Source organism: Thermomonas sp. HDW16 (assembly GCF_011302915.1).
Classification (GTDB): Bacteria; Pseudomonadota; Gammaproteobacteria; order Xanthomonadales; family Xanthomonadaceae; genus Thermomonas.
Map to the genome: position 1 here is coordinate 1,092,750 of NZ_CP049872.1, position 21,005 is coordinate 1,113,754.

General features: G+C 64.7%; 24 protein-coding genes. 17 read left to right on the top strand and 7 right to left on the bottom strand.

Annotated elements, in window-relative coordinates; genetic code table 11:
- The first annotated feature begins 26 nt into the window (after window positions 1-26).
- From G7079_RS04980 to G7079_RS04995, 4 genes are read left to right on the top strand one after another with little or no spacing between them, the layout of a single operon-like run.
- Window positions 27-710: a TetR/AcrR family transcriptional regulator gene (locus G7079_RS04980; RefSeq protein ID WP_166056141.1), complete on the top strand. Its 684-nt coding sequence runs from the start codon at window positions 27-29 to the stop codon at window positions 708-710.
- On the top strand, window positions 707-1,672 hold the full coding sequence (locus G7079_RS04985) for an HlyD family efflux transporter periplasmic adaptor subunit (protein WP_166056143.1): 966 nt from the start codon (window positions 707-709) through the stop codon (window positions 1,670-1,672). The genes G7079_RS04980 and G7079_RS04985 overlap by 4 nt, the downstream gene beginning before the upstream one ends.
- A gap of 19 nt (window positions 1,673-1,691) precedes the next feature.
- Window positions 1,692-2,609: an ABC transporter ATP-binding protein gene (locus G7079_RS04990; RefSeq protein ID WP_166057840.1), complete on the top strand. Its 918-nt coding sequence runs from the start codon at window positions 1,692-1,694 to the stop codon at window positions 2,607-2,609.
- Complete coding sequence (locus G7079_RS04995) at window positions 2,606-3,700, top strand: ABC transporter permease (RefSeq protein ID WP_166056145.1); 1,095 nt, start codon at window positions 2,606-2,608, stop codon at window positions 3,698-3,700. Before G7079_RS04990 ends, G7079_RS04995 begins: the two co-directional genes overlap by 4 nt.
- A gap of 7 nt (window positions 3,701-3,707) precedes the next feature.
- On the opposite strand, the gene G7079_RS05000 is transcribed toward G7079_RS04995, so the two are convergent.
- The gene (locus G7079_RS05000) at window positions 3,708-3,902 is read right to left on the bottom strand and encodes a hypothetical protein (protein ID WP_166056147.1); all 195 of its coding nucleotides are present in this window, start codon (window positions 3,900-3,902) and stop codon (window positions 3,708-3,710) included.
- Window positions 3,903-3,906: 4 nt separating this feature from the next.
- Window positions 3,907-5,367 (bottom strand): tRNA (N6-isopentenyl adenosine(37)-C2)-methylthiotransferase MiaB, encoded by a 1,461-nt coding sequence (gene miaB / locus G7079_RS05005; RefSeq protein WP_166056149.1) that lies wholly within the window; start codon window positions 5,365-5,367, stop codon window positions 3,907-3,909.
- 87 nt (window positions 5,368-5,454) lie between these two features.
- Here miaB and G7079_RS05010 point away from each other — a divergent pair, with 87 nt between their 5' ends.
- The 6 genes from G7079_RS05010 (at window position 5,455) to G7079_RS05035 (ending at window position 10,348) form a co-directional block, all read left to right on the top strand.
- Window positions 5,455-6,366: a lytic transglycosylase domain-containing protein gene (locus tag G7079_RS05010; RefSeq protein WP_166056151.1), complete on the top strand. Its 912-nt coding sequence runs from the start codon at window positions 5,455-5,457 to the stop codon at window positions 6,364-6,366.
- Between the two features lie 131 nt (window positions 6,367-6,497).
- Window positions 6,498-7,097, top strand: coding sequence for a ubiquinol-cytochrome c reductase iron-sulfur subunit (gene petA / locus G7079_RS05015; protein WP_166056153.1), 600 nt, complete (start codon window positions 6,498-6,500; stop codon window positions 7,095-7,097).
- 3 nt (window positions 7,098-7,100) lie between these two features.
- Window positions 7,101-8,372 (top strand): cytochrome bc complex cytochrome b subunit, encoded by a 1,272-nt coding sequence (locus tag G7079_RS05020; protein ID WP_166056155.1) that lies wholly within the window; start codon window positions 7,101-7,103, stop codon window positions 8,370-8,372.
- Window positions 8,365-9,108, top strand: a complete 744-nt coding sequence (locus G7079_RS05025) for a cytochrome c1 (RefSeq protein ID WP_166056157.1) — start codon at window positions 8,365-8,367, stop codon at window positions 9,106-9,108. Before G7079_RS05020 ends, G7079_RS05025 begins: the two co-directional genes overlap by 8 nt.
- Window positions 9,109-9,217: 109 nt before the next feature.
- Complete coding sequence (locus G7079_RS05030; RefSeq protein WP_166056159.1) at window positions 9,218-9,853, top strand: glutathione S-transferase N-terminal domain-containing protein; 636 nt, start codon at window positions 9,218-9,220, stop codon at window positions 9,851-9,853.
- A gap of 51 nt (window positions 9,854-9,904) precedes the next feature.
- A complete protein-coding gene (locus tag G7079_RS05035; RefSeq protein ID WP_240906267.1) occupies window positions 9,905-10,348 on the top strand; it encodes a ClpXP protease specificity-enhancing factor in 444 nt (147 codons plus the stop codon).
- 17 nt (window positions 10,349-10,365) lie between these two features.
- On the opposite strand, the gene G7079_RS05040 is transcribed toward G7079_RS05035, so the two are convergent.
- Window positions 10,366-10,704, bottom strand: a complete 339-nt coding sequence (locus tag G7079_RS05040; RefSeq protein ID WP_166056163.1) for a DUF3301 domain-containing protein — start codon at window positions 10,702-10,704, stop codon at window positions 10,366-10,368.
- 74 nt (window positions 10,705-10,778) lie between these two features.
- On the opposite strand from G7079_RS05040, the gene G7079_RS05045 reads away from it, so the two are divergent.
- Entirely contained in the window at window positions 10,779-11,543 is a 765-nt protein-coding gene (locus G7079_RS05045; RefSeq protein ID WP_166056165.1) for an FHA domain-containing protein, read from the top strand.
- A gap of 4 nt (window positions 11,544-11,547) precedes the next feature.
- Here the strand turns inward: G7079_RS05045 and nadC are convergent, their stop codons facing one another.
- The gene (gene nadC, locus G7079_RS05050; protein ID WP_166056167.1) at window positions 11,548-12,423 is read right to left on the bottom strand and encodes a carboxylating nicotinate-nucleotide diphosphorylase; all 876 of its coding nucleotides are present in this window, start codon (window positions 12,421-12,423) and stop codon (window positions 11,548-11,550) included.
- Window positions 12,420-12,689, bottom strand: a complete 270-nt coding sequence (locus tag G7079_RS05055; RefSeq protein WP_166056169.1) for a Trm112 family protein — start codon at window positions 12,687-12,689, stop codon at window positions 12,420-12,422. The genes nadC and G7079_RS05055 overlap by 4 nt, the downstream gene beginning before the upstream one ends.
- Before the next feature lie 71 nt (window positions 12,690-12,760).
- On the opposite strand from G7079_RS05055, the gene purE reads away from it, so the two are divergent.
- Window positions 12,761-13,264, top strand: coding sequence for a 5-(carboxyamino)imidazole ribonucleotide mutase (purE, locus tag G7079_RS05060; RefSeq protein WP_166056171.1), 504 nt, complete (start codon window positions 12,761-12,763; stop codon window positions 13,262-13,264).
- The gene (locus G7079_RS05065) at window positions 13,265-14,410 is read left to right on the top strand and encodes a 5-(carboxyamino)imidazole ribonucleotide synthase (RefSeq protein ID WP_166056173.1); all 1,146 of its coding nucleotides are present in this window, start codon (window positions 13,265-13,267) and stop codon (window positions 14,408-14,410) included.
- Here G7079_RS05065 and G7079_RS05070 read toward each other — a convergent pair.
- Window positions 14,407-14,925, bottom strand: a complete 519-nt coding sequence (locus G7079_RS05070; protein ID WP_166056175.1) for a hypothetical protein — start codon at window positions 14,923-14,925, stop codon at window positions 14,407-14,409. The two genes, G7079_RS05065 and G7079_RS05070, sit on opposite strands and share 4 nt — an antisense overlap.
- Before the next feature lie 138 nt (window positions 14,926-15,063).
- Window positions 15,064-15,642, bottom strand: coding sequence for a Fe-Mn family superoxide dismutase (locus G7079_RS05075; protein WP_166056177.1), 579 nt, complete (start codon window positions 15,640-15,642; stop codon window positions 15,064-15,066).
- Window positions 15,643-15,793: 151 nt separating this feature from the next.
- Between G7079_RS05075 and grxD the strand changes: the two genes are divergently transcribed.
- From grxD to G7079_RS05095, 4 genes are all read left to right on the top strand, one after another.
- The gene (grxD, locus tag G7079_RS05080; RefSeq protein WP_166056179.1) at window positions 15,794-16,117 is read left to right on the top strand and encodes a Grx4 family monothiol glutaredoxin; all 324 of its coding nucleotides are present in this window, start codon (window positions 15,794-15,796) and stop codon (window positions 16,115-16,117) included.
- On the top strand, window positions 16,114-16,845 hold the full coding sequence (locus tag G7079_RS05085) for an SDR family NAD(P)-dependent oxidoreductase (RefSeq protein WP_240906246.1): 732 nt from the start codon (window positions 16,114-16,116) through the stop codon (window positions 16,843-16,845). Before grxD ends, G7079_RS05085 begins: the two co-directional genes overlap by 4 nt.
- A gap of 10 nt (window positions 16,846-16,855) precedes the next feature.
- Window positions 16,856-17,449: a YhgN family NAAT transporter gene (locus tag G7079_RS05090; RefSeq protein WP_166056181.1), complete on the top strand. Its 594-nt coding sequence runs from the start codon at window positions 16,856-16,858 to the stop codon at window positions 17,447-17,449.
- Between the two features lie 222 nt (window positions 17,450-17,671).
- The gene (locus G7079_RS05095) at window positions 17,672-20,932 is read left to right on the top strand and encodes a TonB-dependent receptor (protein ID WP_166056183.1); all 3,261 of its coding nucleotides are present in this window, start codon (window positions 17,672-17,674) and stop codon (window positions 20,930-20,932) included.
- Window positions 20,933-21,005: the final 73 nt, after the last annotated feature.

A 21,005-nucleotide genomic window follows, 5' to 3' on the forward strand; every position in this document is an offset into this window, starting at 1 on the left:
ATTAAACATTGAATTAAATATTGCGCATGAACACGATCAAGCCTCCCCGCAAGAAAAAGCCCGTCGCCACCAAGCCGCGCAAACGCGCACCTGGCCGCCCAGGTGCCGACGCACCGGACCAGCGCGCCAGCCTGCTGGACGCAGCCTTGGCCTGCTTCGTGCGGCAGGGCATCGCCGCCACGTCCTTGCGCGACATCGCGAAGGAAGCGGTGGTGACCCCGGCGCTGCTGCATTACTACTTCGGCGACAAGGCGCAGCTGGTGGAGGCGGTGGTGGCCGAACGCGCGATGCCGGCCTTCGACATCGTGCGCGAACGGGTGGCGCAGTCGGGCGACGACATTGCCGACATCGTCGCCGGCTTCGTCGGCGGAGTGATGGATGTGGTCACCCGCTACCCGTGGTGGCCGCAGCTGTGGGTGCGCGAGGTGTTGTGCGAAGGCGGTGCGCTGCGCGACCTGCTGCTGGCCAAGGCGGCGCCGGAGGTCACGCGCCTGCTGCTTGCGCGCTTCGAGCGGGCGCAGGCCGATGGCCAGCTGAATCCCGACCTGGATCCGCGCCTGCTGCTGCCGACCTTGGTCGGGCTGACCCTGCTGCCCGCCGCCGGCGCGCCGATCTGGCGGGAGGTCTTCAAGGCAGACGATATGGGGATGGACGATGTGCGCCGGCATGCGCTGGTGTTACTGGATCGTGGATTGGAGTTGAATCGATGAACGTCTCGATATTGCGCGCATTCGCGCTGCTGTCCTTGTTGTCGCTGGCCGGCTGCAGCGAGGCACCGCCGCAGGTGCTGGGCACGCTGGAATGGGACCGGATCACGTTGCCGGCGCCGGTGGCGGAGAAGATCGTCCGCATCGATGTGCGCGAGGGCCAACAGGTCGCAGCCGGCGCGCCGCTGCTGCAGCTGGAACTGACCCGCAGCAAGTCGCAGCTGGATGCCGCGCAGGCGCAGGCGCAGCAGAGCCGCGACGCACTGGCCGAACTGCAGGCCGGGCCGCGCCGCGAACAGATCGCCCAGGCCCGTGCCACGCTGTCCTCCGCGCAAGCGCAGGCCGCCGATGCGCGCGCCTACTACAACCGCCTGAGCCCACTGGGCCAACGCAAGCTGATCGCCGCCGCCGATGTCGACCGCGCCCGCGCCGCCGCCGGCAATGCCGATGGCCAGGTGCGTGCCGCGCAGGCGGCCTTGGCGGAACTGCTCAACGGGACGCGGTCGGAGCGCATCGCGCAGGGACAGGCCGCCGCCGCCGCTGCGCAGGCGCAGGCGGCAGTGCAGTCGGTCTCGCTGGACAAACTCAACGTGGTCGCGCCGCGTGCGGGCAGGGTGGACAGCCTGCCGTACAAACTCGGCGACCAGGCACCGGTCGGCGCGGCGCTGGCGATCCTGCTGGTGGGCGAGGCACCGCATGCGCGCGTCTACGTGCCGGAGCGCCTGCGTGCGAACGTGAAACCCGGGATGGCGGCGCAGGTGTTCGTCGATGGCCGCGAAGGCAGCCTGGCCGGGCATGTGCGGATGGTGCGCAGTGAGCCCAGCTTCACCCCGTATTACGCATTGGCGGGCGACGACGCCGAGCGCTTGAGCTACCTTGCCGAGATCGTGCTGGATCAGCCGGCCGACCTGCCGGCGGGCATCCCGGTGCGGGTGGAATTCGTGGGCGCGGCCAATGGCAAGTGAGATCGCCAACGACATCGCCATTTGCGCGCGCGGCCTGAGCAAGCGTTTCGGCCAACTGCTGGCGGTGGATCATGTCGACCTCACCGTGCCGCGCGCCAGCGTGTACGGCTTCCTGGGGCCGAACGGTTCCGGCAAGTCGACGACCATCCGCATGTTGTGCGGCTTGTTACTGCCGAGTGCAGGCCAGATCGAAGTGCTGGGCCTGCGCATTCCCGAACAGGCCGAGGCCCTGCGCAAGCGGATCGGCTACATGACCCAGAAATTCTCCCTGTACGAAGACCTCAGTGTGCGCGAGAACCTGGAGTTCCTGGCCAGCGTGCAGGGCTTGCCACGGCAGTTGCGCCGCGCGCGCGTCGACGAATTGCTGCAGACCTACAACCTGGCCGATCGCGCGGACCAGCTGGCCGGCACCATGAGCGGCGGGCAGAAGCAGCGGCTGGCGCTAGCCGGCGCGGTGGTACACAAGCCCGAATTGCTGTTCCTGGACGAGCCCACCAGTGCGGTGGACCCGGAATCCCGCCGCGACTTCTGGGAAAAGCTCTTCGATCTCGCCGATGCCGGCACCACCATCCTGGTCTCCACCCACTACATGGACGAAGCCGAGCGTTGCCATCGTATCGCCATCCTTGACAGCGGACGGTTGGTGGCAGATGGCACCCCGGGCCAGCTCACCGGCGAACTCGCGGGCCGCACGCTGGGCGTGCGGTCGCGCACGCCGCGTCGCGCGCAGGCAGCGTTGCATGCGGTGCCCGGCGTGCTCAGCGTGGCCCAGGTGGGCAACGAGCTGCGCGTGCTGTGCGCGGCCAATGGCGATGCCACCGCGCGACTGCGCGGCGCATTGCAAGCAGGCGGCATCGACGCTGAAGTGACCGCCATTGAACCCAACCTGGAGGACGTGTTCGTCGCGGCTACCCAAGGCAGGGAGGATGCCGCATGAAACCTGCGCAGATCTTCGCGGTGATGCTGAAGGAAATCCGCCAGATGGGGCGCGACCGGATGACGGTGGCGATGATGATCGGCATCCCCGCCCTGCAGTTGCTGCTGTTCGGTTACGCGATCAATACCGATGTACGCAACCTGCCGGCGGCCGTGGCCGACATGGCCGATACCGCCGGCTCGCGCGCGTTGGTGCAGGACATGTTCGCCACCGGCATTGTGCAGCCGGTGGCCGGAGCGCGCACGCCGCAGGAACTGCAGGTGCTGCTGCGCGAAGGCAGGATCAAGATCGGTGTGCTGGTGCCTCCGGACTTCGAGCGTCGTCGCATCGATGGGCGCGAGGCAGTGCAGGTGCTGGTCGACGGCAGCGATACCGCAGTGCAGGCCACCGCGCGGCAACTGGCGCAGCTGCCGCTGGATGGCGGCAGCGGCTGGACGGCCAAGGCGGCGCAAACGCCGATCGCGGTGCTGCCGCTGTACAACCCGCAGCGAGTGTCGTCGACCAACGTGGTGCCCGGCCTGATCGGCGTCATCCTCACGATGACGATGGTGATGTTCACCGCGATGGCGATCGTGCGCGAACGCGAACGCGGCAACCTGGAATTGCTGATCACCACGCCGGTGTCCAGCGGCGAACTGATGGTTGGCAAGGTGCTGCCCTACGTCGTGGTGGGGCTGGTGCAAGTGACCTTGGTGCTGCTGCTCGGTGCCTGGCTGTTCGCGGTGCCGATCCGTGGCACGCTCGCCGCGGTGTATGGCGCGTCGCTGCTGCTGATCGTCGCCAACCTGGCGCTGGGGCTGCTGGTCTCCACGCTGTCGAAGAGCCAGTTCCAGGCCATGCAGATGGCGTTCTTCCTGTTCCTGCCGTCGATCCTGCTGTCCGGCTTCATGTTCCCGTTCGACGGCATGCCGAAGGCCGCACAGTGGATCGCCGAAGCGCTGCCGATGACCCATTTCGTGCGCCTGATCCGCGGGGTAATGCTGCGTGGGGCGGCACTGACCGACATGTGGCCCAGCGTGCTGGCGCTGGCTGCGTTCACCGTGGCGATGATGACGCTGGCGATGCTGCGGTTCCGCAAGCGGCTGGATTGATGCGGAGCTAGTCGCGCGGCGCGTGCATCGTTCGCAAGAAGACGGCCAGTGCGACCACGGCGCAGGCCAGGCTGCCGGCAAGCCAGAGCCACACGCTGATGGGCGCGTCTTGCCCGGCCAGCTCGTGCCATGCCCGCCAGAAGCGCAGCAGGCCCAGTGCGGCCAGCCCGGCGAACCACAGCGCAAGCGCGTGACGCGACATTGCGTCAGGCGTCGCTTGCATCCGAGTCGCTCATCGCCATTCGCCCGCGCAGCGAATTTGGTAATGCCTCGGTGATCACCACGTCAACGAACTGGCCGATCAATCGCGCAGGTCCGGCGAAATTCACCTGGCGCATGTTCTCGGTCTTGCCGGTGAGTTCGTTGTCGTCCTTGCGCGAGGTGCCGGTGACCAGCACGCGCTGGGTGCTGCCCACCATCGCCTTCGACAGTTCGAAGCTGTGGGCGTTGATATGCGTCTGCAGGCGCGACAGACGCGCGTGTTTTTCGGCATCGCTGACGTCATCGGGCAGGTCGGCGGCCGGCGTGCCCGGGCGACGCGAGTAGATGAAGCTGAAGCTTTGGTCGAATCCCACGTCTTCGATCAGCTTCATGGTCTTCTCGAAGTCGGCCTCGGTCTCGCCGGGGAAGCCGACGATGAAGTCCGAGCTGATCGAGATATCCGACCGCACCGCGCGCAGCTTGCGGATCTTCTGCTTGAACTCGATGGCGGTGTAACCGCGCTTCATCGCAGCAAGGATGCGGTCGCTGCCGGCCTGCACCGGCAGGTGCAGGTAGTTGGCGAGCTTTGGCACGTCGCGGTAGGCCTCGATCAGCGAGTCGGAAAACTCCAGCGGATGCGAGGTGGTGAAGCGGATGCGGCCGATGCCGTCGATTTCGGCGATGGCGCGGATCAGCAGGCCGAGGTCGGCGATTTCGCCCTCGCCGAACGGTCCACGATAAGCATTGACGTTCTGGCCCAGTAGGTTGATCTCGCGCACGCCCTGTGCGGCGAGGTCGGCCACTTCGACCAGCACGTCTTCGAACGGGCGGCTGATCTCGGTGCCGCGGGTGTAGGGCACCACGCAGAAACTGCAGTACTTGCTGCAGCCTTCCATGATCGAGACGAAGGCGCTGGGGCCGTCCGCGCGCGGCTCGGGCAGGCGGTCGAACTTCTCGATCTCGGGGAAGCTGATGTCCACCTGTGGCTGGCCGGAGCTGCGGCGCTCGCGGATCAGTTCCGGCAGGCGGTGCAGGGTCTGCGGGCCGAACACCAGGTCCACGTAGGGCGCGCGTTTGACGATGTTCTCGCCTTCCTGCGACGCCACGCAGCCGCCCACGCCGATCAGCACCGGCTTGCCGTCCTTTTTCAGCTTGTTCCAGCGGCCCAGTCGGCTGAACACTTTCTCCTGGGCTTTTTCGCGGATCGAGCAGGTATTGACCAGGATCACGTCGGCATCTTCGACGTTCGTGGTCAGCTCAAGGCCTTCCTCGGCGGCCAGTACATCGGCCATCTTGGCCGAGTCGTACTCGTTCATCTGGCAGCCGTGGGTTTCGATGAAGAGCTTGCCACGCGGGGTGGCACCAGCGTCGGCAGCGGTGTCGGCCCGAGTGGCAGCGGGTAGGGGATGCAGGTCACTCAATGTCGTCTCCGGGGGCGCGGTGGGTAATCCGGGCCGGGCGCGCATTCTAGCGGCGATGGCCCGTTCCAGGTGCATCCCCCGTTCCCAATCAATGACTTGTAATGATTGCGTGAAGGGGAGAGACTGCCGGTCATGAAGGCGAGCGCCGCATTCCTGTTGCTGTTGTCCGCGCTGGCGCTGCCGGTGGTGGCCGGCAATGTCTATCGCTGCGACGCCGGCGATGGCGTTACGTCCTATACGAACAAGCGGGTTGCTGGTGCGAACTGCAAGCTGGTCGGCAGTTACAAGCCGCAGCGGGCAGCGAGGCCCAAGGCCAGTCCGGTGTCGCCCGTTGTTACGGCCGATGCGGCTCCGTCGAAGCGCGTGGTCGTGAGCAGTGGGGGCGTTCCGCCCGCCACCATCGTCAGCCAGCCGGTCGCGGCCAGCGCGCCGCCGCCCAAGGCCGGCTACAACGCACCACGGCTGGTGCGTGGTCAGGTCTATGCCTACGTCGGCAAGGACGGCGTGCGCAACTACACCAGCGTGCGTCCGCGCGGGGTGTCCGCCAGCGCGATGCGCACGATCAAGTACAGCTACATGGAAACCTGTTACGCCTGCGGGGCCAAGCCTGGGCTCAATTTCGGCACATTGCGCCTGAATACGGTGGCCTACCAGGCCGAAATTGCCGCTGCAGCGCGCGAGCATGGGGTAGACGAGGCCATTGTCCGCGCCATCATCCATGCGGAATCGGCCTATAACCCGCTGGCGCTGTCGCGCGTCGGTGCACAGGGCCTGATGCAGCTGATGCCGGCTACCGCGCGCCGGTTCGGGGTGAGTGACTCCTTCAACGCCCAGCAAAACATCCAGGGCGGGGTGAAATACCTGGCCTGGCTGCTCAAACGCTTCAATGGCAACCTGACCCTGGCTGCGGCCGGTTACAACGCCGGCGAGGGCGCCGTGGACAAGTACAAGGGCGTCCCGCCGTACAGTGAGACCCGCCGTTACGTGGACCGGGTGGGCGTGCTGGCCGAGCGTTACCGCGGCAATCTGGCCGCCTCGCGCTGACCGAATCCACAGACGGATTGTCGGTTCGTTAAGCGTTCCGTTACACTTCCCCGTCTTTTGCGGCAGGCCAGCGCGCGCCAGCGCGCCGCGAGTCACCGCAACCGTTGTTTTGATATTTTTCGGAGTGCGGGATGACCAACGAAGAGGTCAACACTGGCCGGCGCAGGTTTCTGACCGCGACCACGGCTGTGGTCGGGGCGGTTGGAGCCGGGTTCGCGGCGGTGCCTTTCATCAAGTCCTGGAGCCCCAGTGCGCGGGCCCGTTTCGCCGGTGCGCCGGTGACCCAGGACATCAGTGCCTTGACGGAAGGTGCGCAGATCGTGATCAACTGGCGCGGCCAGCCGATCTACATCGCGCGCCGCTCCAAGGCGATGCTGGACGTCATGAAGTCGCTGGACGGGATCTTGGCCGATCCGAATTCGACCAATGCCGACCAGCAGCCGAAGTACGCGCAGAACGCCACCCGCTCGATCAAGCCGGAAATCGCCGTGCTGGTCGGTGTGTGCACCCACCTGGGTTGTGCGCCGGAGCACCTCCCGGAGGTCAAGCCCGAGCCGTTCGATCCCGACTGGAAGGGTGGCTATTTCTGCCCCTGCCACAAGTCGCGATACGACCTGGCTGGCCGCGTGTTGAAGGCGCAGCCGGCCCCGGCCAACCTGCCGGTGCCGCCTTACCACTTCATCGACGACAACACGATCGAGATCGGCGTCGATCCGAAGGGAGCCGCGTAAGCCATGGCGAACATCCTCACCCGTACCGCCGACACCGTGATGGACTGGGTCAACGAGCGTGCGCCCGGCATGATGCCGTTCTACCGCAAGCACATGACCGAGTACTTCGCGCCGAAGAACTTCAACATCTGGTACATCTTCGGCGTGCTGTCGATGGTAGTGCTGGTCAACCAGATCCTGACCGGCATCTTCCTGACCATGCACTTCAAGCCGAGCGCGGCGGAAGCCTTCGCCTCGGTCGAATACATCATGCGCGACGTAGAGTGGGGCTGGCTGATCCGCTACATGCACAGCACCGGCGCCTCGCTGTTCTTCATCGTGATCTACCTGCACATGTTCCGCGGCCTGATGTACGGCTCGTACAAGAAGCCGCGAGAACTGGTCTGGCTGCTGGGCATGGTGATCTACCTGGTGCTGATGGCCGAGGCGTTCCTGGGCTACGTGCTGCCCTGGGGCCAGATGTCCTACTGGGGTGCCAAGGTGATCATCTCGCTGTTCGGCGCGATCCCGGTGGTCGGCACCGGCCTGACCGAATGGATCATGGGCGATTTCAACCCAGGCGATGCCACGTTGAACCGCTTCTTCGCCCTGCACGTGATCGCGCTGCCGCTGGTGCTGCTGTTGCTGGTGGTGCTGCATATCGGTGCGCTGCACGAAGTGGGTTCCAACAACCCGGATGGCGTGGAGATCAAGAAGGGGCCGAAGGGCAATCGCTGGTCAGAGGCCGCGCCGGCCGACGGCATCCCGTTCCACCCGTACTACACGGTGAAGGACACCTTCTACGTCGGCTGCTTCCTGATCATCGCGGCGTTCATCATCTTCTTCGCCCCCGCCTTCGGCGGCCTGTTCCTGGAGCATGACAACTTCACCCAGGCCAATCCGCTGGTGACCCCGGAGCACATCAAGCCGGTGTGGTACTTCACCCCGTATTACGCGATGTTGCGCGTGATTCCCTCGTTCTTCGGCATCAAGCTGTGGGGCGTGCTGGTGATGTTCGGCGCGATCGTGATGCTGTTCCTGGTGCCGTGGCTGGACAAGTCGAAGGTCAAGTCGTACCGCTATCGCGGCTTGCTCAGCTGGACGATGCTGCTGATGTTCGTGGTGTGCTTCGTGTGGCTGGCCAAGATCGGCGGCGGCCCGGGTACCGACCCGACGGAAGCCATCATCGGCCGCGTGCTGACCTTCCTGTATTTCGCCTTCTTCATCACCATGCCGGTGTGGACGAAGCTCGACAAGACCAAGCCGGTGCCGGAACGGGTGACGATGCATGACTAAGAATTTTGCCTCCCGCGCCGCGGTGTTCGCGGCAGGCCTGCTGATTTCCGTGACCGCGTTCGCCAGCGGCGGCGGCAACCTGCAGCAGTCGGGCACCGACCTCGACGACAAGGCTTCGCTGCAGCGCGGCGCGGCGTTGTACATGAACTATTGCAGCGGCTGCCATTCGCTGCAGTACCTGCGCTATGCCCGCATCGGCGAGGATCTTGGTTTGACCGAGGACGAGGTGCAGCAGAACCTCAACCTCAACGGCGGCAAGATCGGCGACCACGTGATCTCGCCGATGAACGCCGACATGGGCAAGGCTGCGTTTGGCAAGGCGCCGCCGGATCTGTCGCTGATCGCGCGCGTGCGCGGCAGCGACTGGATCTACACCTACCTGAAGTCGTTCTACCTGGACGAGTCGCGTCCGGTCGGTTGGAACAACAAGCTGTTCGCGAATGCCTCGATGCCGAACCCGTTGTGGGAACTGCAGGGCTTGCAGCAGCCGGTGTACGGCAAGAAGACGGCGACCGGCGAAATGCCGGTCGAGGGTTTCACCATCAGCCAGCCGGGTTCGCAGAACGCGCAGCAGTACGACCAGACCGTGCGCGATATCACCGCCTTCCTGGAATACGCAGGCGAGCCGGCGGCGATCAAGCGGCAAGGCATGGGTGTTTGGGTGATCCTGTTCCTGGTGTTCTTCACCTTCCTGGCATGGATGCTGAAGACGGAATACTGGCGGGACGTTCACTGACGCAGCGGCAGCACGCGCAGCACGGCGAACGACGCTTGGCGGCCGCCCGCATCGTGCGGGCGGCGCGTGTGCGACCGGCAGGGTCCGGTCGCGGGGGGTGGTTCTGATGATGGCTGTGAGTCCGCGCATGCGTAATGCCCTGACCTTGTTTTCCTCGGTCGACGATGTCCTCTGCCACCGCGTGCGCCTTGTGCTGGCGGCGAAAGGCGTCACCTACGACCTGATCCCGGTCGATCCGCAGAACCCGCCGGAAGACCTGATCGACCTAAACCCGTACCACTCGGTGCCGACCCTGGTCGAACGCGACCTGGTGCTGTACGCCGCGAGCGTGGTCAGCGAATACCTGGACGAACGCTATCCGCACCCGCCGCTGATGCCGGTCGATCCGCTCTCCCGCGCACGCCTGCGCCTGGCCATGCTGCGCATCGAGCACGATTGGGTGCCGCAGGTTCAGGCCATCCAGCTGGGCAATAAGCAGCAGGCCGATGCCGGCCGCAAGCGCCTCAAGGAACTGCTGACCGCCTCGGTGCCGCTGTTCAAGGCCAGCAAGTTCTTCCTCAATCCGGAAATGAGCCTGGCCGATTGCGCGATGGCGCCGATCATCTGGCGCCTGCCGTCGCTGGACATTCCGCTGCCGAAGGACGGCAAGGCGATCGAGGATTACGGCAACCGCATCTTCCGCAACCCAGGGTTCGTGCGCAGCCTGACCGAGAAGGAAAAGAACCTTCGCGACATGCCGCTGTGACGAACGCCGCCCTGACGACCAAAGCCTGAGATGGGCGACGACGCCACGCAAATGACCAGCCACCGCCCGTACCTGTTGCGGGCGCTGTACGAGTGGATCGTCGACAACGGCATGACCCCGCACGTGCTGGTCGATGCCGGCTTGCCCGGCGTGCGCGTGCCCATGCAGTCGGTGAAGGATGGTCGCATCGTGCTCAACATCGCCGAGCGCGCCGTGGGCGGCTTGCGCATGGACAATGACGCGCTGCGTTTTTCCGCGCGTTTTGGCGGTGTCAGCCAGTCGGTGCTGGTGCCGCTGGAAGCAGTGATCGCGGTTTACGCACGCGAAACCGGGCAGGGCATGGCATTGCCGGACGATCCACGTGGCGCGGCGGCACCAATGGCGGCCGAGCCCGCCGCCACGCCGGAAACAGACGTTCCGACCACCGACGATGGTGATCCGGATGGCCCGGGCGGGCCGCCCAAGCGCGGCGCGCACCTGCGCATCGTCAAGTAATGTTCCGCAAACGCGGTTCAGTGCAGGGGAAAGCTCCGCACCACCGCCTGCGCTGCGCGGCTCGGACCGCTGAAGCCGACCAGTTTTTCGCCCAGCAGTACGACGCGGCCGATATGGCGATCCTGCCCGTCTTCGGAATATTCGAAACGGAAGCTGCGCTCAACCCCCAGCCAGCCGTCGTCGCGGCGACGCAGGCGCATGCCGGTGGCGTGCACCGACTGATCCAGCCATTGCACGCCCGCCGCCTGGCAGGCATCGCGACCGATTTCGGCCGCGCGTTCGGCCGCTGCGCGCGCGGCGGTGAAGATGAACAACGCCGCGACGCCCGCGACCATTAGAATCAGCAAGGTTGGCATCGCCCTAATGTGGTGGTGCCGGGTCGGAAGCGCAAGCGCGCGATCAAAACGAACAAGGGCGACACAAAACGCGCATGATGATGAAACTGGTATTCCCGGCCGGCGACCGCCCGCAGATGCTGCTCGATCAGGGCGTTTACCGGATCGGTTCCGCCGCGGATGCGGACGTGGCCCTGGCCGCGGACGGGATCGAGCCCCTGCATTGCGAATTGCAGGTCGGCACGCAGGGCGTGCAAGTGCGGGTGCCGAACGGCATCCGGGTGCTGGTCAACGAGCGCCCGGTCGCCGGCCTGATCGCACTGCGCACGGACGATACCCTGGGCCTCGCCTCCACCCGGATTCGGCTGCTCGATGCTGCCGCCGAGGCGGTACCTGCCGCGCAGCCCTCGCGCAATGCGAATGCCGGCGACGTCAATGCCACGATGGTGCGACCGGTAATGCCCAGGTTCGCCTTGCGCGGATTATCCGGCGAACAGTTCGGCCGCAGTTTTCCGCTGCACGCCAGCCTCAATGTCGGCCGCGCCGACGATGCCGGATTGCGCATCCCACTGGACAGCATTTCGCGGCTGCATGCGCGGCTGACCCCAGCTGGCGATGAAGTGCTGCTCGAGGACATGGGGTCGGCCAACGGCACCTGGCTCAACGGCAAGCGCATCACCCGCGCGCAGGCGGTGCATGGCGACGAGATCCGTTTCGACACCCAGCGTTTCCAGTTGCTGATGCCGGGGCAGCCTTTACAGACACAGGTCTCCGCCACGTCGTCGCGTCGTCGTTGGCCGTGGCTGGCGGCACTCGCGCTGGCCGTTGCGGCGGGCGTGGCATTCTGGCTGTCGCGCTGAACGATCAACCGCCCGGCGGCGGCCCCAGCTTCAGCGAAAAATCGATGGCGTGCACATGCTTGGTCAGGCCGCCGATCGAGATGCAGTCCACGCCATCCTCGGCGATGCCGCGCAGCGTGCTCATGTCCACGCCACCCGACACTTCCAGCGGGATGCGCCCGTCGTAGGGTGCGGACTTGGCGATGCGCACCGCTTCGCGGCGGGTGGCGGCATCGAAATCGTCTACCAGGATGCGCGTGCAACCGGTGTCCAGCGCTTCGCCCAGTTGCGCCAGGGTTTCCACTTCCACGATCAGCGGTAGTTCCGGATGCAAGGCGCGCGCGCGTTCGATGGCCGCCGCGACCGAACCGAAGGCGCGGATATGGTTTTCCTTCAGCATCACCGCGTCGTAGAGCGCGATCCGGTGGTTGACGCCGCCACCCACGCGTACCGCGTATTTCTGCGCCTGGCGCAGGCCTGGGATGGTCTTGCGGGTGTCCAGGATCTGCGTGCCGGTACCGCGTACGGCGTCGACGTACTGCGCGGTGACGGTAGCGGTGCCGCTCAGCGTCTGCAGGAAATTCAGCGAAGTGCGTTCCGCCGTGACCAGCGCGCGGTTATGGCCTTGCAGGGTGGCGATGACCGTGCCCTTGGCGATGCGGTCGCCTTCGTTGCAGCGCCAGTCGATGCGTACATCCGGATCCAGCGTCCGGTGGGTGGCATCGAACCACGGCCGCCCGGCGACCACGCAGTCTTCCTTGCACAGCAGGTACGCGCTGTCCGGCGCGTCATCCAGCAGGGACGCGGTGGCATCACCGGGGCCGATGTCCTCGGCCAATGCAGCGACGACATTGGCCTCGACGATCTCCGCGGCCGGTGGATCGAAGCGCGCGCTGTTCACTGTTTCGGGAAACCTTCGACCTGCGCGGTCGCGATGCCGTCTTCGACCAGCAATACCGGGATGCCGTCGTCGACGCGATAGACGGTCTTGCGGTCGCGGGTCACCAGGGCTTCGCGCAGCGCGTCGGCCTGCACGCCGTCGTCGTTGCGCTTGATGCCACCAGCGGCGATCGCGCGGTTCAGCGCCTCCAGGCCAGCCGCTTCCAGCAGCGCCAGTGGCTGGCGGGTGGCGGGGCAGACCAATATGTCGAGGAGTTTGCGATCCATGCCGATGCCGTGTTCTTGCGGGATCGGTAGAATACCGTTTTGCAGCAGGCGTTATGCCGCAGGACACCGAGATGGCAGCAGCAGGCGACGCACCCCTGGTCGGCATCGTGATGGGCTCCCGCTCCGATTGGGAGACCATGCAGCACGCCGCCGCCAAACTCGAGGCGCTGGGCGTGCCGCACGAAGTGCGCGTGGTCTCCGCGCACCGCACGCCGGACGTCTTGTTCGAATACGCGGATTCGGCGCAAGCGCGCGGATTGCGCGCGATCATCGCCGGCGCTGGTGGCGCGGCGCACTTGCCGGGCATGCTGGCGGCCAAGACCGCGGTGCCGGTGCTCGGCGTGCCGGTGCAGAGCAAGGCGCTGAACGGAATGGATTCGCTGCTGTCGATCGTGCAGATGCCGGCCGGCATTCCCGTGGCCACGTTCGCCATCGGCAATGCCGGTGCCGCCAATGCCGGGTTGTTCGCTGCCGCGCTGCTCGCGCATGAATATCCGGCGATTGCAGAAGCGTTGTCCGCGTTCCGCAGCAAGCAGACGGACGACGTCGCCAACAATGACGATCCGCGCAAGTAGATGACCACCGTCGGCATCCTCGGTGGCGGGCAGCTGGCCCGCATGATGGCTCTTTCCGGCGCGCCGCTGGGCCTGCGTTTCCGCGTGCTCGACAACGTGGCCGACGCCTGCGCCGGCCAGTTCGCGCCGATGATCGTTGGCGATTACACCGATCAAGCGGCGCTGGCCGAATTCGCTTCACAGGTGGACGTCGCCACCTTCGATTTCGAGAACGTGCCAGCCGAATCCGCGCAGTGGTTGGCCGAGCGCGTGCCGGTGTTTCCAAAACCTCGCGCGCTGGCGGTGGCGCAGGATCGACTGGCCGAGAAAACCCTGTTCCGCGAACTCGGCATCCCGGTGCCGGACTTCGCCGACATCACCTCGCGTGCTGCGCTGGAAGCCGCCGTTACGCAACTCGGCATGCCCTGCATCCTGAAGACGCGGCGGCTGGGCTACGACGGCAAGGGCCAGTTCCGGATCAAGACGGCGGCGGATATCGATGCGGCTTGGGAGTCGCTGGGCGCGCAGGCGGAAACCGTCGGCCTGATCCTGGAAGGCTTCGTGCATTTCCAGCGTGAATTGAGTGTGGTTGCGGTACGTGGTCGCGATGGCGAATTTCGCGCCTGGCCGCTGACCGAAAACTGGCATGTCGATGGCGTGCTGTCGGCAAGCTTGGCGCCTGCATCGGTCGATGACGCGACGCAAGCCACCGCGCTGTCGCATGCGCGCAAGCTGGCGGAAGCGCTGGATTACGTGGGCGTGTTCGCGCTGGAGTTGTTCTGCCGTGATGGCGAGCTACTTGCGAATGAGCTTGCGCCGCGCGTGCACAACTCCGGCCATTGGACGATCGAAGGCAGCGAGACCTCGCAGTTCCAGAACCACCTGCGCGCGGTGCTCGGATTGCCGTTGGGCGATACGCGGATGGTCGGCATCGCCTGCATGCTCAACTGGATCGGCGCGATGCCGGACGCGGATGCCGTGCTGCGCGAAGCCGGCGGCCATTGGCACGATTACGGCAAGGAGCCGCGTGCCGGCCGCAAGGTCGGGCATGCCACGTTGCGTGCGGATTCCGCATCGGAATTGGCAGCCACCTTGCAGCGCGTCGGCGATGCGTTGCGGCGCGAGGCGCAAGTCGCGCCGGTCGTGGCGGCCCTCGGCGTCGCCTAGCTGGCGTTCGACGGCGCGCGTGCCAACTGGCGCATGCGGCCCATCAGCAGGAACGAATACGACAGGTAGTAGCCGACCAGGGTGGCGGCGATGCCGAGCGTCAGCGGCGTGGCCTGCACCTGGCCCGCGCCCTGGGCGATGAATCCCGAGTGCAGCATCCGCCACGCCAGCCGGCCGACCAGCAACACGGCCAGCGCGCCGCCGATCCAGGGATTCGGCGTATACCAGCGCGCGTGTTGGTCGCCATCGATCGTGGTCAACGAGAGGCCGAGGAAACCGAGCACGACACCGGCGATCAGGCCCATGCCGATGGCGATGCGGATGCCGGTGCCAGGCAGGAAAACGGCAGCCGCCAGCAAGCCGGTGACGGCGAGGCAAAGGAAGCCCATGCGCAGCATCGTGCGTCGCGGCTGCCATGATTGCCGGCCGATATGGCGGCGGATGCGCCGGTAGTAGAGCCAGCCAAGGCCAAGGGTCATGGCGTACGGCATTGCGGCGGGCGAGATCAGGCTCATGGTGTTGGGTCGACCGGTGGGCGATGGAACATAGCCTAGCCCGAATGGGCGGTGGCGGCAGGTGCCGGAGGTCAGTTCCCTTAGATGCGAAAACGGCCGGATCGCCCGGCCGTTTTCGGTGTCGCGAACGTGCGCGGCTTACTTCATGTTGCTGGCCACGAAGTCCCAGTTCACCAGGCTCCAGAAGCCTTCCACGTACTTCGGCCGCAGGTTGCGGTAGTCGATGTAATAGGCGTGCTCCCACACGTCGCAGGTCAGCAGCGGGGTGTCTTCGCCGGTCAGCGGGGTGGCGGCGTTGGAGGTACTGGCCAGCGCCAGCGAGCCGTCGGGACGCTGCACCAGCCAGCCCCAACCGGAACCGAAGGTGCCGACCGAGGTCTTGGTGAACTCTTCCTTGAACTTCTCGAAGCTGCCGAATGCGGCGTTGATGGCATCGGCCAGCTTGCCGGTGGGTTCGCCACCGCCGTTCGGCGACATGCAGTTCCAGTAGAACGTGTGGTTCCACACCTGCGCGGCGTTGTTGAACATGCCGCCCTGCGACTTGCGGATGATGTCCTCCAGCGACATGTCGGCGAACTCGGTGCCGGCGATCATGTTGTTGAGGTTGGTCACGTAGGCCTGGTGGTGCTTGCCGTAGTGGAAGTCGATGGTCTCGCCGGAGATATGCGGTTCCAGGGCGGTGCGGTCGTAGGGCAGGGCGGGCAGTTCGATGGCCACGGCGTGACTCCTGTCAGGGCGGTGAGGGTGCGGCCAGGGCCGCGCGAAGACTTACAATAGGCAATTCTATCCCCACCGCCCGTTGCCGCACCGTCGACGCGCCATCAACTGCCGCCGGCGCAGCGGGCCACACTGTTCCAGGAGTTGCCATATGTCTTCCATCGAAGACCGCATCCGGGCCGAGATCGAAGGCCATCCCGTCGTCCTCTTCATGAAGGGCACCCAGCAATTCCCGATGTGCGGTTTTTCCAGTCGCGCGGTGCAGGCGTTGAAGGCTGCTGGCGCCGCCCAGTTGCATACCGTCAACGTGCTGGAGGAGCCGGAGATCCGCGCCAACCTGCCGCGTTATTCGGATTGGCCGACCTTCCCGCAGCTCTTCATCAATGGCGAGCTGATCGGCGGCTGCGACATCACCGTCGAACTGTCCGAATCTGGCGAGCTGGCGCGCATCGTCGCGGACGCGCAAAAGGCGTGAGCGGGACCAAGCTGCTACAGGATCGCGTGATCTTGGTCGCCGGCGCCGCCGGCGGTCTCGGCTCGGCCGCGTCTGTCGCCTGTGCGCAGGCCGGCGCCACGGTCGTGCTGCTCGGTCGCAAAGTCGCGCAACTCAATCGCGTCTACGATGCGGTGAAAGCCGTTGGTCCGGAGCCGTTGCTGTATCCGCTGGATCTGATCGGGGCATCGCCGGACGATTTCGATGAGCTCGCCCAGCGCATCGAGGCCGAGCTCGGCCATCTCGACGGCCTGCTGCACTGTGCCGCCGAGTTCAAAGGCCTGACCCCGTTGCTGCATACCGACCCGGCCGACTTCGCCCGGGCGATCCATGTCGACCTGACCGCGCGCTGGTGGCTCACCCAGGCCTGCCTGCCTTTGATCGCGAAGTCCGATGCCGGCGCAGTGGTGTTCACCATCGACGATCCCGAGCGCGCTGGCAGTAGCGCCTTCTGGGGCGGCTATGGCCTTGCCCAATCGGCGCAAGCGACATTGATTCCGATGCTGCAGGCGGAGCTCGGTGAACATGGCCCGCGTGTCAGTGGCCTGCGCCCGGGGCCGATGCGCACCGCGTTGCGCGGCAAGGCGTTCCAGCCGAATACCGACCTGAAGGCGAAGCCGCCGGCCGAATATGCCGCGGCTTGCGTCGAGCTGCTGTCGGTTGCCGGTGCTGGCCAACGCGGCAACATCGTGGACGCCATGCCGGCGTAACGGGATTCCCATGACCATCGCCTCGGCTGCCCTGTTGTTGTTCCTGATCCTGGATCCGCTGGGTAACATTCCGGTGTTCCTGAGCCTGCTCAAGGGCTTGCCGCCGGCACGCCAGCGGGTGGTGATCATGCGCGAGCTGCTGATTGCGCTGGCTGTGCTGATGCTGTTCCTGTGGGCCGGCCGCTACCTCTTGGAACTGATGCACCTGCGGCAGGAATCGGTCTCGATCGCCGGCGGCATCATCCTGTTCCTGATCGGCCTGCGGATGATCTTCCCGCCCGCCGAGGGGATCATGGGCGAACAGCCGGATGGCGAGCCCTTCATCGTGCCGATGGCGATCCCGATGATCGCCGGCCCCTCCGGGATGGCGGCGGTGATGCTGCTGGGCAGCCAGGAGCCCGGCCGAATGGGAGCGTGGAGCCTGGCACTTGCGATCGCATGGGCCGCCACCGCGATCATCCTGTTCTCCGCCACCTATCTCCAGAAGTGGCTCGGTACCCGCGTGCTGACTGCGATCGAGCGCCTGATGGGCATGGTCATCGTGGCCATTTCCGTGCAGATGCTGCTCGACGGTATCGCCAGCTATCTGCATGCAGGAAGCTGAACAGGGGCGGGCACTTATCGTGAAGTGACGACTGCCTTGCGGCTGTCATGATGCGGTCATCGAGCGCGCATACCGTGTTAAACTTTGGTAAACCCATGCGGCTTCGTATGGGCAGGGGTTCCGAAAATTCGCCGACAGCTGTCGCAAGACGGACGTGTCGGCTTGTGCCGTCAGTCGTCCGTCGTTGTTTCCAATCTAATTCGCTCATTTGAGGTTATCGATATGACTCACCCGAACCGCGTCCGGCTGTCGAAGCTGTCGCTGGGCCTGATGGTCGCGCTTGCCGCGGCTCCTGTTTTCGCGCAGAGCACCTCCGCCGGCGTTGGCGGCCAGGTCGTTGGTGCCGACGGCCAGCCGATTGCGGGCGCCGAAGTCACCATCACCCACGTCGATTCGGGTACGGTCAGCCGCGCCACCACCGATGCCGCCGGTCGCTACACCTCGCGCGGCCTGCGCGTCGGCGGCCCGTACACGATCACCGTCAACAAGGCCGGTGTCGGCACAGATACGGAAGAAAACGTTTACCTCGAGCTCAACAAGGTCAGCACCGTCGATGCCAACCTGGCGTCCGGTGGCGCTACTACCCTGGGCACCGTGACCGTCGTCGGTTCGGGTTCCACGAGCGTCTTCAGCTCGGACAACAAGGGCGTCGGTACCTCAGTGAGTGGCCGGCAGTTGGAGCTGGCCCCGCAGTCAAGTCGCTCGCTTGATGACGTTGCCCGCCTCGATCCGCGCATCAGCGTCACCGATCAGGCCACTGGCCGTATCTCGATGGCAGGTCTGAACAACCGTTACAACAACATCACCGTGGATGGCCTGGGACAGAACGATCCGTTTGGCCTGAACTCCAACGGCATGCCTTATACCGGCTCGCCGATCTCGACCGACACGATCGATGCCTACGACATCAAGGCTACCGATTATGACGTCGCCCAAGACACCATTGGTGCCAGCATCAATGCCGTCACCAAGTCCGGCACCAACGAGTTCCACGGGTCCGTGTACTACGCATTCAAGAATGCCAGCAACATGGTCGGCAAGCATCCGACGACCGATGCTGATTACAACCTGTTCGACAAGGACGAAACCAAGGGTTTGACCCTCGGCGGCCCCATCATCAAGGACAAGCTCTTCTTCTTCGGTTCTTATGAGAAGCAGGACGTTACGGAATTTGGTGGTGCGACCGCTGACGACGCCTTCGCGCGCGGCATCATCACCCAGGCCGATATCGATCGGGTTATCGCTGCTGCAAAGGGTTATGGCATCGATCCAGGCACCTACGGCGGCGCTTCTGGCGTCAACCTCAGCTTGAAGCGCTATTTGGGCAAAATCGATTGGAACATCAACGATTCGCACCGCGCCAGCTTGACCTATCAGCAGACCGAGGAGTCCCTGCCCCAGCCATATGATGGCGGCGCGGCAACGGTGATCCTGACCTCGCGCTGGTACCAGAAGAACAGCACCACCAAAAATACTTCGCTGCAACTGTTCAGTGACTGGACTGACAACTTCAGCACCGAAGCGAAGTTCAGTGTGCAGAAGTTCGACCAGATCGCCGGCAATCCCTTCAATGAGGGGCCGACCATCAACATCAGTGCCGGTGTCGGCAACTCGGCCACCAGTGGTCAGGGTATCCGCCTCGGCGAAGACCGTAACCGCCATGAAAACCAGATCAACACCAAGAAGTACACGGCGTCCATCTTCGGTACTTATTACCTGGGCGACCACGCCTTCAAGTTCGGTTTTGATTGGCTGAAGACTGATGCGCTGAACCTGTACGGCCGCGACCTGCATGGTGTTTACACCTTCGGCAGCATCGCGGATTTCGAGGCGGGCAAGTACAACTCGTACACCGTGCGTCGTCCGGCCGCTGGCTTCACCGAGGCCGACACCGCCGCTGCCGTCGGGATGAGTCAGTTCAGCCCATTTATCCAGGATACCTGGCAGGCGACGGACAATCTTTCGCTGGTCTACGGTGTGCGCGTCAATATCCCGAAGGGGGATAGCGAGGCACCGGTGAAGCCCGGCTTCGAGCAGGTGTTCGGCTATCCGAACAACTACAAGCTGGGATCGGACAACAAGGTTGTCATGCCGCGTTTTGCCTTCAACTACACGTTCAATACGGAACGTTATTCGCAATTGCGCGGCGGCATCGGCTTGTTCCAGACGGTTCCGCCCTACGTGTGGTTGGCGAATCCGTTCCAGAACAATGGCGTCAATGCCGTGTCGTTCAATTCCAACAATCCCGTGGCCTATCCGTTCAGCCCGGATCCCTACAACCAGCCGGTGCCGCCGAACCTGAGCACGACGGGTAGGGCACAAGTGGACAGCATCGATCCCAACTTCAAGATGCCTACCGCGTGGAAGCTGAGCTTGGGTTATGACGTGGAATTGCCGTGGGCAGGGCTGATCGGTACCGCAGAAATCCAGCATGTGCGGCACAAGGATGCGGTGTTCTACAAGGCGATCAACATTGGCGCGTACAACCCGACGACCGGTTTGTATGACGCGCCGACCGCGCGATTGCTGGACGGCCGCAACAGCTATTGGTGCACGCTCGGCTCGCTGTCCAGCTCGAACAAGAACTGCGGCAACAATCCGGGCTATACCAGCAGTGCTGCCAACGGCAGCGGTGGTTCGACGATGTTGAGTAACATCGATGCTGGTCGGTCGACTTCGTTCACCGTCAGCCTGAACAAGCCGCTGTCCAACGGCTGGTACGGCAACGTCAGCTACACCTTTACGGATGCAACGGAAGTCGGTTCCGATACCAGCTCGCAGGCTTGGTCCAGCTATCAGTTCGTCTCGCGTCTGAACCCGAATGATCGTGACGCCAAGACTGCGACTCAAGAGATCCGCAATGTGTTCAAGGCCACGCTGGGCTGGGAACATGCTTTCTTCGGCGACTACAAGACGAGCGTGTCCGCTTACTACAGCGGGCATAACGGGCTGCCCTACACTTGGATCATGAACGGCGACCAGAATGGCGACGGCATCTTCCAGGATCCGGCCTATATCCCGCTGATCAACGACCCGAAGGTCAGTTATGGCACGGCGACCGCTGCGCAGATTGCGGCATTCAATGACTTCATCGATAGCGACTCTTACCTGAGCCAGCATCGTGGCTCCATCGCGGAACGCAACGACAGTCGCCTTCCCTGGGTCAACCAGTTGGATGTGGGTATCCAGCAAGAGCTGCCGGGCTTCTTCAAGAGTCACAAGGCGGTGGTTCGCCTGGACTTCTACAATTTCTTGAATTTGCTGAACAAGGATTGGGGCATCACCAAGAGTGTGGGTGGCTTCGACACCCGCTATCTGGCGAGCTTGGGCGGTATCCGGCCAGACGGTGGTTATGTCTATAACCTCGGCAGTGCCACCACGCCGACCTGGCAGCAACTCTCGAACTATGACGCCAACAGCGCTTTCCCCTCGCGCGTGGTCTCCCGCTGGTCGGTGTTGATGACAGTGAAGTACGAGTTCTGATTCACCCGATTCACCCGCAACATCGAAACGGCCGGAGCAATCCGGCCGTTTCTTTTTTGCGACACGGGAACAC